Genomic DNA, 10,470 nt, shown 5'->3' with positions numbered 1-10,470 from the left:
GCACAGTAATGTGTTGTCGAGTTGACTGGTACTAATAGGCCGAGGACTTGCCTACGAAGATGTTACGCATCCACTCTACGGTTCTGAAACACCACCCCAGGGTGTGTTGTTTCGGAGTGTTTCGGTGGTTATAGCGTCAGGGAAACGCCCGGTCCCATTCCGAACCCGGAAGCTAAGCCTGACAGCGCCGATGGTACTGCAACCGAAGGGTTGTGGGAGAGTAGGACACCGCCGAACTTAACATGTGAAAGGCCCCGGTCGAGAACCCGAAAAGGTTCTCCCGGGGCCTTTCCGCATGCCCAAAACCCGACCCGACCCCCCGGGCACGCAAGCCGACCCTCCAGGCACGCCGGCCGACCCTCCACGCACACTGGCCGACCCCCCGGGTCCGAAGGCTCCGGCTCGAATCGCCCGAGATCCGGCCCCAGTCACGCCAATCCCGCCCCGGAGCACGCCAGCCGCGACCTGGTCCGCGCCGTGTCGTCTCCCCAATCACGAGTGTCGTCTCCCGAATCACGCGCGATGCCCCTCCAATCACGCATGAAGCCTCCCGGATCACGCGTGATACCTCACCGCGCTCCCGGCCGAGCCGGCGGCCGCCTCCTCAACGGCGACGACAACACCAGCGATGTCGTCGTCTCGCCGTACCGCTGCACCTTCTCGACCAGCTCCTCCAGCTCCGCGGTGTCCCGGCACAGCACCCGCAGGACCCAGCACTCCTCACCCGTCACATGGTCCGCCGCCACCACCTGCGGCAACGGGAGCACCGCCGTCCGGAACCGAGGTGTGTCCAGACTCCGGACCCGGGCCCGCACCAATGCCTCGATCGGCAGCCCCAGCTTCGTCGTGTCGACGCTCGCCGCGTAGCCCGTGATCACTCCGCGCTCCTCGAGACGGCGGACGCGCTCCGTCACCGCCGAGCCGGACAGCGATACCCGGCGTCCCAGCTCCGAGAAACTCAGGCGGCCGTCGGCCTGCAGGAGCTCCAGCAGGCGCCAGTCGACGTCGTCGAGGTGGTCCACCGCAACTCTCCCGGGTTCGCAGGGCCAGAACGGGGAAATCCCCGGCCGGCAAGGGCTTCCACGCCGATTCTGCCCTGTCTCGAACGTCGCCTCACCAGCAGGATTTACCCCATGACACGCACGCTCGCCTTCCCCGCCGCGGCACCGGAAGCCGCCGTCGAGTACTTCGGGGCCGAACTCGGCTTCGAGGTCGATCCCGACGATCTCGTCCAGGACCTCGAAGCCGGACGCACCAATGGCTACCTCATCGTCGAGACGCGGGCGCCGGAAGCCTTCGCGCACGCCCGTATCCCCGGCGCCATCAACCTGCCCTACCGCGACCTGACGCCCGAGACGACCGCGCACCTCGACCGGGACCTCGTCTACGTCTGCTACTGCGAAAGCACCGTCTGCAACGCCGCCACGAAGGGCGCGCTCAAGCTCGCCGAGCTCGGCTTCCAGGTCAAACGGCTCTCCGGCGGCATCACCGGCTGGATCGCCGCCGGCTACCCGGTCGAAGGCGACAAGGTCCAAGGCGGCCAAGCCGAAGGCGGCAAAGCCGGAGGAATTCACTGCGCCTGCTGACCTACCCTGGACAGCGTGACCCGAATCCTGATCATCCAGCCGGACGCGTCGGACCCATTGGGCCCCCTCGGCGACTGGCTGACCGAGGCCGGCGCGGAACTCGACGTCCGCCTGCTGCCGGAGCGGAACCTCCCCGAGCTCGACGGCTACCAGGCCGTCGTCTGCCTCGGCGGCGGCATGGCCGCGGAAGACGACGCCAAGCACCCGTGGCTCGCCGACGTCCGGCGGCTGCTGTCCAAGGCGGCGGCGAAGAACCTGCCCACCCTCGGGATCTGCCTCGGCGCCCAGCTGCTGGCCGTCGCGACCGGTGGCCGCGTCGAGGTCGCCCCCGATGGGCCGGAGGTCGGTCCGCACCTCGTCAGCAAGAAGGACGCGGCGTGGACCGACCCCCTGTTCGCCGACCTGCCGCTCGTGCAGGACGTTCTCCAGTTCCACACCGACGCCATCACCCGGCTCCCGCCCGGCGCCGAACTGCTCGCATCCGCCCCGCGCTACGCGCACCAGGCCTACCGGCTCGGGCGTTGTGTCTACGGTGTCCAGTTCCACATCGAGACGACGCCCGAGGTCGTCGAGAGCTGGGCCGCGGAATGCCCCGAGGAAGCCGAATTCGCCCGGCCCGGTTCGCTCGAGCACGAAGCGTTGGTCACCGTGCACGCCGACATCGACGAAACCTGGCGTCCCTTCGCGCACAGGTTCGTCAAGCTGGCCGCCGGAGAACTCGCGCCCGCCGTGGCGAGTCAACGCACGTTACCGCTGGCTTAACGACAGAGGTCACAACCAGCAACGTCGTGTTAACGCCAGGCGTACCCGTCAGGTACCTTGCGGGAGAAGTCCCCACAAGGGTGCGGAGGTCGGGGTGCAACCCTCGTTGCTGGTCGTGGTCGTCGTCGTCACGGCCCTCATTTTTGATTTCACGAACGGGTTCCACGACACCGCGAACTCGATGGCGACGTCGATCGCCACCGGGGCCCTCAAGCCTCGCGTGGCCGTCGCGATCTCCGCGGTATTGAACCTGGTCGGCGCGTTCCTGTCGGTGGAGGTCGCCAAGACGATCTCCAGCGGCCTGGTGGACGACACGAAGATCGGCCCGGCCATCGTCTTCGGCGGCCTGATCGGCGCCATCGTCTGGAACCTCGTGACGTGGTTCGTCGGCCTCCCGTCGAGTTCGTCGCACGCGTTGTTCGGCGGCCTGATCGGCGCCACCTGGATCTCCGCGGGCGCCGACTCGGTCCACTTCGGAAAGATCGTCGAGAAGGTCCTCGTCCCCGCCGCGGCCAGCCCGGTCATCGCCGGGCTCGTCGCGATGGGCGCCACCTACCTGGTCTACCGCTTCCTGGTGCGGGGCCGGCCGGCCACGCGCGGGTTCAAGGTCGGCCAGATCGTCTCGGCCTCCCTGGTCTCGCTCGCGCACGGCACCAACGACGCGCAGAAGACGATGGGCGTCATCACGCTCACGCTCGTCACCGCCGGCAGCCTTCCGGCGGGCGCGTCGCCACCCGTCTGGGTGATCATCAGCGCCGCGTGCGCGCTGGCCCTCGGCACCTACCTCGGCGGCTGGCGCATCACCCACACCCTCGGCAAGGGCCTGACCGACATCGAAGGCCCGCAGGGCTTCGCCGCGCAGACAAGCTCGGCGCTGGTCATCCTGGTCTCGTCGCGGCTGGGTTTCCCGCTGTCGACGACGCACGTCTGCTCCGGCGGGATCATCGGCTCCGGCGTCGGCCGCCGCGACGCGCCGGTCCGCTGGCGGATGGCCGGCCGGATGGTCGTCGCCTGGCTGTTCACCCTGCCCGCCGCCGCGATCGTCGGCGCGATTTCCGGCAAGGTCGCGTCGCTGGGCAGCGCGGGCACGATCGCCGTCGGTGTCGTCGGGATCGGCGTGGGCCTCGGCATCTACCTCCTCTCGCGACGACACCCCGTCACCGCGCACAGCTTCCAGGTGCCCGAGCCGACACCCGCCGGAACCGAGCCGGGCCGGCTCGCCGCCTGAGCCGGGTTCCCCGGCTACGGTGGTCGGTGATGGCAGACCGCGCGCGGACGACCGCTTCGGCGGCGAGGTACGGCTTCACCGATGCCCGTGCCGAGGGTCAGTTGCGCGCGGCCGGCTGGTGGGCCGACGCCGGCCCGGCCGAGCCGGCCGCCGACGTGCTCGCGGCGTTGTCCCGCACCGCCGACCCGGACCTCGCGCTGCGCGGCCTCGACCGGATCCGCGAGGCCGACGCCGCCGAGTGGTCCGAGTTCGAACAGCTGCTCCGCACCCACCGGACGTTCCGCGGCCGCTTCCTCAGCGTGCTCGGGACGTCGAGCGCGCTCGCCGACTTCCTCGCGGCCAACCCGGACCAGTGGCGCTCGCTCACCGGGGACAAGTGCACCGATTCCGCCTGCTACCGCGAGGCCTTGCGCACCGCGCTGCTGGACGCGGACGGTTCGATGCTCACCGGGCGCAAAGCCGAACACGCCCTCAAGGTCGCCTACCGCAGCCAGCTGCTCGGCATCGCCGCCGCCGACCTCGGGCACGTCGTCGAGGCCGGGCTCGAGCACCCGGGCTACGCCGAGGTCGCGGCGCAGCTGACCGAGCTCGCCGAAGCCGCACTCGCCGCCGGGCTGCTCGTCGCCGAGGCCGAAGCCGGCGCCTCCGCCGACGGCACCTTGGCGATCATCGCGATGGGCAAGTGCGGCGGCCGGGAGCTCAACTACGTCAGCGACGTCGACGTCATCTTCGTCGGCGAGGGCGACCTCGGCCTCGCGACACGGCTGGCGAGCACGATGATGCGCGTCGTCGACAAGGCGTGCTTCGAGGTCGACGCGGCGCTGCGCCCCGAGGGCAAGGCCGGCGCGCTCGTCCGCACCCTCGACGGCCACCACGGCTACTACCAGAAGTGGGCCAAGACCTGGGAGTTCCAGGCGCTGCTCAAGGCGCGTCCGGTGGCGGGCGACGCCGAGCTCGGCCGCCAGTACGCCGAGATGGTGGCGCCGCTGGTGTGGTCGGCGGCCGACCGGGAGAACTTCGTCGGTGAGGTGCAGCAGATGCGCCGCCGGGTCGAGGGCCACGTGCCGTCCGAGCACGCTGAACGCGAGCTGAAGCTGGGCCGCGGCGGTCTGCGTGACGTCGAATTCGCGGTGCAGCTGCTGCAGCTCGTGCACGGCCGGGTCGACGCGGACCTGCGCTCACCATCCACTATGGACGCACTCGCGGCCCTCGGCGAAGGCGGCTACGTCGGTCGTCAGGACGCCGCCGAGCTGGGCGCGTCCTACGAGTTCCTGCGGATGATCGAGCACCGGCTGCAGCTGCGGCGGATGCGCCGCACGCACCTGTTCCCCGCGTCGTCGGACACCGCCGAGCTGCGCATCATCGCCAGGGCGAGCGGGATCAAGGCGGCCGGCGGCAAGAGCCAGGGCGAGTCGCTGCTCGCGGAGTTCCGGCGGCACGGCAAGGGAATCCGCCGCCTGCACGAGAAGATCTTCTACCGGCCGCTGCTGCAGTCCGTCGCGAACGTGCCGGCGGAGGCGCTGCGGCTGACGACCAAGCAGGCCGCCAGCCGCCTGGCCGCGCTCGGCTACACCGCGCCCGACGGCGCGCTCCAGCACATCAAGACCCTCACCGCGGGCGTCTCGCGGCGCGCCGCGATCCAGCAGGCGCTGCTGCCGGTGCTGCTCGACCTCTTCGCCGACACGCCGGATCCCGACGGCGGCCTGCTGTCGTACCGGAAGGTGTCCGAGGCGCTCGAAGACACCCCGTGGTACCTGCGGGTGCTGCGCGACGAGGGCACGGTCGTGGAGAACCTGGCCTTCCTGCTGGGCACGTCGCGGCTGGTGCCCGACCTGCTGGTCCGCGCGCCGGAGGTGCTGCAGCTGCTCGGCGACCCGGCCCGGCTGCTGGGCCGCACGCCCGCCGAGGTGGCGACGTCGCTGCGGGCCGCCGTCCGGCGGCAGCCCGGGTTGAACGCCGCCGTCGCCGCCGCCCGTTCGCTGCGGCGGCACGAACTGCTGCGGATCGCCTGCGCGGATCTGCTCGGGCTGCTCGACGTGCCCGCGGTCTGCGAAGCGCTTTCGAGCGTCTGGGTGGCCGTGCTGCAGGGCGCGCTGGCCGCGGCGTTCCGCCAGCGGCAGGCCGAACTCGGCCGGACGCCGGCGCGCATCGCCGTCATCGGGATGGGCCGGCTCGGCGGCGCCGAACTCGGCTACGGCTCCGACGCGGACGTGCTCTTCGTCTGCGAGCCGTCCGAAGGGGTTTCGGACACCGACGCCGTCAAGTTCGCTTCGTCGGTGGCCGAGACCGTCCGGAAGATGCTGGGCGCGCCCAGTTCGGACCCGGCACTGGAGGTCGACGCCGACCTGCGGCCGGAGGGCCGGAGCGGGCCGCTGGTCCGGACGCTGGAGTCGTACCGCGCCTACTACGCGCGGTGGGGCGAGGTGTGGGAGGCGCAGGCCCTGCTGCGGGCCCGGTTCGTCGCCGGCGACGACGAGCTCGGCGCGCGGTTCATCGCGATGATCGACCCGATCCGCTACCCCGGGAACGGCCTGGACGGGACGAAGGCGCGCGAGATCCGCCGCATCAAGGCCCGCGTCGAGACGGAGCGGATGCCACGCGGCGCCGACGCGACACTGCACACGAAGCTCGGCCGCGGCGGCCTCGCCGACGTCGAGTGGACGGTGCAGCTGCTGCAGCTCCAGCACGCCCACGAGGTCGAAGGCCTGCGGACGACGTCGACGCTCGACGCGCTGGCGGTGCTCCCGGAAGCGGGCCTGGCCGAGCAGCCCGAGGCGGACTCGCTGGCCGAAGCGTGGCTGCTGGCGACCCGGGTGCGCAACGCGGGGATGCTGGTGCGCGGCAAGGCGGTCGACCAGGTGCCGGGCTCGGGCCGCGACCTGACGGCGGTGGCCCGCGTCCTCGGCCAGTCGGCGGGCGACGACCCGGGCGAGTTCCTCGACACGTACCGCCGCATCACCCGGCGGGCGCACGCGGTGGTGGAGCACCTGTTCTACGAGGCCTGACCTACAGTGGGCCGGTGACCGATCGCGAGCCGTTCCGGACCCGGATCAAGGTCCGGCACTACGAGCTGGACACCCTGGGCCACCTCAACCACGCCGTGTACCACTCGTACGGCGAGGTCTCCCGCCTGGAGCTCCTCGAAGAGTCGGGCGCCCTGAAGGGGCTGCCGGGCGTGGCGGCGGTGCTGCTGGAGACGCACGTGGTGTTCCGCCGCGAGCTACGCGCGGGCGACGAGGTCGACGTGACGTGCGAGGCCAAGTTCGGCAGCGGCAAGACGTTCAGGATGGATTCGAACATCATCAAGCTGGACGGCACGTTGGCCGCGGAAATTACCTGCACGCTGGGGCTGATGGACCTGGAGCGCCGCAAGCTGGTCGAGGACCCGCGCGGCAAGTTCGAGGCGGCGGGCGCGGACCTGAAGCTGCTGTCGACGGCGGAGTGACAGAATGAAACGCCGGTGGCCTCGAGACGGCCTGGGGAACCACGACCACACCACCCCCTCATCCCGACATGAAGCCAAGAACGCGGCCGGTGCTGCCGGCCGTTGTCACAATCAGGCGTCGGAGAGAGGGATCGATAAGCTGGGCCTCCGTCACGAGGTAGAGAGCGGCGGCCCGTGGTTGCTTTTCCACGTACGCGCCGCTGATGGCTCGGCTTGTCGCCAAGCCGCACCAGCGCGCCGCCATCGGCGGCGCGCCTTGATCCCATAGCGCCGAATTCGGCAGGGAGGGCGCCGTTGGCGCGACCTGCGGGGGAGCGCATCCGGGCACTCGCCGAGTACCTCGCCCACGCTGACCCGGCGAGCCATCGACGAGGTGTTCCGCCGGAAAACGCCGCGTGGGCGACACATACACAAGGAACGGGACGGCGGTCGGGGTGTTCCCCGCGACCGCCGTCCCGTGTCTGGTGGGCCGTCACCACGGCCTGGTGACGGCCTGGCTGGGGCTCCGACCAGTGAAACCCCTGGTCAAAGCCCGCGCCGATCACACGTCGTAGTACAGCGAGAACTCGTACGGGTGCGGGCGCAGGCGCAGCGGGTCGATCTCGTTCTCGCGCTTGTACGAGATCCACGTCTCGATCACGTCCGGGGTGAACACGCCGCCTTCGAGGAGGTAGTCGTGGTCCGCCTCGAGCGTGTCCAGGACCGTGCCCAGGTCGCCCGGGACCAGCTTGACGTCCTTGGCCTCCTCGGGCGGGAGCTCGTAGAGGTCCTTGTCGATCGGCTCCGGCGGCTCGATCTTGTTCCGGATGCCGTCGAGGCCGGCCATCATCATCGCCGAGAACGCCAGGTACGGGTTGCCCGACGAGTCCGGGCAGCGGAACTCGGCGCGCTTGGCCTTCGGGTTGTTGCCCGTGATCGGGATGCGCACACAGGCCGAGCGGTTGCGCTGCGAGTAGACCAGCGAAACCGGCGCCTCGAAGCCCGGGACCAGGCGGTGGTAGGAGTTCACCGTCGGGTTCGTGAAGGCCAGCAGGCTCGGGGCGTGCTTGAGCAGGCCGCCGATGTAGTGGCGCGCGGTGTCCGACAGGCCGGCGTAACCCGACTCGTCGTGGAACAGCGGCTGGCCGTCCTTCCACAGCGACTGGTGGCAGTGCATGCCCGAGCCGTTGTCTCCGGCGAGGGGCTTCGGCATGAACGTCGCCGTCTTGCCCGCGGCGAACACCGTGTTCTTCACGATGTACTTGAACAGCTGCAGGTCGTCCGCGGCGTGCAGCAGCGTGTTGAACTTGTAGTTGATCTCGGTCTGGCCGGCGGTGCCCACCTCGTGGTGCGCGCGCTCGATCTCGAAACCGGAGCCCTGCAGGTTGCGGACGATGTCGTCGCGCAGGTCGGCGAAGTGGTCGACCGGCGGGACCGGGAAGTAGCCGCCCTTGAACTTCGTCTTGTAGCCCTGGTTGCCGCCGACCTCGTCGGCGCCCGTGTTCCACCAGCCCTCGACGGAGTCGATCTCGTGGAAGGAGGCGTGCTCCGCGGAGTCGAAGCGGATCGAGTCGAAGATGTAGAACTCGGCTTCGGGACCGAAGTAGACGTTGTCGGCGACGCCGTACTCCGCGATGTACTGCTCGGCCTTGCGCGCGATGTTGCGCGGGTCGCGGCTGTACGCCTCACGCGTGAACGGGTCGTGCACGAAGAAGTTGAGGGCGAGCGTCTTCGCCTTGCGGAACGGGTCGATCCGCGCGGTCGCCGCGTCCGGCAGCAGCAGCATGTCGGACTCGTGGATGGACTGGAAGCCGCGCACCGAGGAGCCGTCGAACGCGAGACCCTCTTCGTAGGCCTCATCGGTGAAGGCCTTCGCGGGGACCGTGAAGTGCTGCATCACGCCGGGCAGGTCGCAGAACTGGACGTCGATGACCTCGACGTCCTCGTCCGCGATGAGGCGCTGGATGTCGTCTGGAGTAGTGGGCACCCTCGGTGACTCCTTCTCGTTCGAGCTCGTACGGCAGTGCTCTCTTCGGCTCACGCTAAAAGTGCGGTGTTGCCCGACCGTCACCCGTATGTTTCGCCGGTGTTAACGGGTGGTCGATATCGGGTATCCGACCAGGTCGGATGTGTTCCACGCCACCGGCATACCCTAGACGGGTGGCGAGATGGACCGGTGAATGGCTGCCCGGCACCGGCGACGGCGGTCAGGACACTGATCAGCACGGCTCGCGGTGGCCGGGCGAGAAGTTCGGTTTGCCCGAATCGGGCGTCGGCTCGGCGGCGAGCGGGGGCGCGCGGCTGCTCGGGCTGATCGTCGACCTCGTCGTCGCGGCCCTGGTCACGGCCATCTTCCTGCACCCCAGCCTGCGTGACCCGGCCGCGATGCAGCAGTTCAACCTCTTCTCCGGCGGGGTGTGGGCGGTCATCTCGGTCATCTCGGCCGGGTTCTTCGGCTTCACCCCCGGGATGGCCGCCGTCGGCATCCGCGTCGCCCGCCTCGACGGCGCCGCGCTGGTCGGCCCGGTGCGCGCGCTGGTCCGGGCCGTGCTGACGTTCGTGATCATCCCGGCGGCTGTCCGCAACGCCGACGGCCGCAGCTGGCTCGACCGGCTGACCGGCACCGTCGTCATCCGGATGCGCTGACGCACTCACGAGAAATGCCCCCGTCCGGTTCGGACGGGGGCATTTCTCGTAAGGCGGGGTCAGCGGCGGCGGATCGTCCGCTGGACGTTGCGCATCTTCGCGCCGGCCGGCATCGGGCCCTTGGGGAGCGCCGCGCCGCGGTTGCCGAGCGCCGTCAGCTTCGCCTCGAGCGCGTCGACCTGGGCCGGCTTCAAGTTGCGGGGCAGCTTCATCAGGTAGCCCTGGAGCTTCTTCAGCGGGAGCTGGCCGTCTTCGTGGCCGATCGTCACGTCGTAGATCGGCGTGTCGCCGATCAGGCGGGAGACGCGCTTCTTCTCCTGGGCGAGCAGGGTCTTCACGCGGTGCGGCGCGCCTTCGGCGACGAGCACCACGCCCGGGCCGCCGAGCACGCGGTGCACGGCGTCGAGCTGGGTCGTGGCCGCGACGGTCGGCGTCACCTTCCACTTGCCGCGGAGGTTCTCCAGCGCCCACGCAGCGGCGCCGGGCTGGCCGTCGGCCTTCGAGTACACCGTCTTCTGGACGCGCCGGCCGAAGATGATCATGGCGAGCAGGGCGCCGAGCACCAGGCCGAGCGGCAGCAGCACCCACTGCGCGCCGAAGAAGAACCCGATCCCGAACGCCAAGCCGGCGACGACGACGATCGCCCCGACCATCCACGGGATGAGCCAGGGGTCTTCCTTGCGCTGCATCTTGAAGGCCTCGAAGAGCTGGCCACGGCGTGCCTTGCTCGCCGCGCGCTTCTCCTTCTTGGCCTGCTTGGCCGCTTCCTTGTCCTGCTTACCCGCCATATGACCAGGATACGGCCGCGTGCCCCTGCCCCGTTT

Annotated in this window: 9 protein-coding genes and 1 rRNA gene; 7 read left to right on the top strand and 3 right to left on the bottom strand. The window is 70.1% G+C overall.

Features of this window, described 5'->3' with window-relative positions:
* The first annotated feature begins 120 nt into the window (after positions 1-120).
* Positions 121-237: ribosomal RNA gene (gene rrf / locus AB0F52_RS27200) — 5S ribosomal RNA — on the top strand.
* 332 nt (positions 238-569) lie between these two features.
* Here the strand turns inward: rrf and AB0F52_RS27195 are convergent.
* A complete protein-coding gene (locus tag AB0F52_RS27195; protein ID WP_360176710.1) occupies positions 570-1,022 on the bottom strand; it encodes an Lrp/AsnC family transcriptional regulator in 453 nt (150 codons plus the stop codon).
* A gap of 111 nt (positions 1,023-1,133) precedes the next feature.
* On the opposite strand from AB0F52_RS27195, the gene AB0F52_RS27190 reads away from it, so the two are divergent.
* The 5 genes from AB0F52_RS27190 to AB0F52_RS27170 all read left to right on the top strand — a co-directional run bounded on the left by AB0F52_RS27190 (position 1,134) and on the right by AB0F52_RS27170 (position 7,021).
* Complete coding sequence (locus tag AB0F52_RS27190; protein WP_360176707.1) at positions 1,134-1,586, top strand: rhodanese-like domain-containing protein; 453 nt, start codon at positions 1,134-1,136, stop codon at positions 1,584-1,586.
* A 15-nt stretch (positions 1,587-1,601) separates the two neighbouring features.
* Complete coding sequence (locus AB0F52_RS27185) at positions 1,602-2,348, top strand: type 1 glutamine amidotransferase (protein WP_360176704.1); 747 nt, start codon at positions 1,602-1,604, stop codon at positions 2,346-2,348.
* Positions 2,349-2,442: 94 nt separating this feature from the next.
* The gene (locus AB0F52_RS27180) at positions 2,443-3,576 is read left to right on the top strand and encodes an inorganic phosphate transporter (RefSeq protein ID WP_360176701.1); all 1,134 of its coding nucleotides are present in this window, start codon (positions 2,443-2,445) and stop codon (positions 3,574-3,576) included.
* A 29-nt stretch (positions 3,577-3,605) separates the two neighbouring features.
* Positions 3,606-6,581 (top strand): bifunctional [glutamine synthetase] adenylyltransferase/[glutamine synthetase]-adenylyl-L-tyrosine phosphorylase, encoded by a 2,976-nt coding sequence (locus AB0F52_RS27175; protein ID WP_360176698.1) that lies wholly within the window; start codon positions 3,606-3,608, stop codon positions 6,579-6,581.
* Between the two features lie 14 nt (positions 6,582-6,595).
* On the top strand, positions 6,596-7,021 hold the full coding sequence (locus AB0F52_RS27170) for an acyl-CoA thioesterase (protein ID WP_360176695.1): 426 nt from the start codon (positions 6,596-6,598) through the stop codon (positions 7,019-7,021).
* 541 nt (positions 7,022-7,562) lie between these two features.
* Here AB0F52_RS27170 and glnA read toward each other — a convergent pair.
* Positions 7,563-8,987, bottom strand: coding sequence for a type I glutamate--ammonia ligase (gene glnA, locus AB0F52_RS27165; protein ID WP_360176692.1), 1,425 nt, complete (start codon positions 8,985-8,987; stop codon positions 7,563-7,565).
* Between the two features lie 269 nt (positions 8,988-9,256).
* Here glnA and AB0F52_RS27160 point away from each other — a divergent pair, with 269 nt between their 5' ends.
* Positions 9,257-9,646 carry an RDD family protein gene (locus tag AB0F52_RS27160; RefSeq protein ID WP_360176754.1) on the top strand — a complete coding sequence of 130 codons (390 nt, stop codon included), beginning with the start codon at positions 9,257-9,259 and terminating at the stop codon, positions 9,644-9,646.
* A gap of 59 nt (positions 9,647-9,705) precedes the next feature.
* Here AB0F52_RS27160 and AB0F52_RS27155 read toward each other — a convergent pair whose 3' ends face one another.
* Positions 9,706-10,434, bottom strand: a complete 729-nt coding sequence (locus AB0F52_RS27155; RefSeq protein WP_360176689.1) for a DUF4191 domain-containing protein — start codon at positions 10,432-10,434, stop codon at positions 9,706-9,708.
* Positions 10,435-10,470: the final 36 nt, after the last annotated feature.

The sequence above is a fragment of the Amycolatopsis sp. NPDC024027 genome (assembly GCF_040638975.1).
Taxonomy (GTDB): Bacteria; Actinomycetota; Actinomycetes; order Mycobacteriales; family Pseudonocardiaceae; genus Amycolatopsis.
This window is presented reverse-complemented; position numbering and strand designations above follow the sequence as displayed.

What these genes read in the sequence shown, in the direction of transcription:
- AB0F52_RS27175 (WP_360176698.1), top strand. Translation starts at nt 3,606, where the DNA reads ATGGCAGACCGCGCGCGGACGACCGCTTCGGCGGCGAGGTACGGCTTC.
- AB0F52_RS27155 (WP_360176689.1), bottom strand. Translation starts at nt 10,434, where the DNA reads ATGGCGGGTAAGCAGGACAAGGAAGCGGCCAAGCAGGCCAAGAAGGAG.
- AB0F52_RS27190 (WP_360176707.1), top strand. Translation starts at nt 1,134, where the DNA reads ATGACACGCACGCTCGCCTTCCCCGCCGCGGCACCGGAAGCCGCCGTC.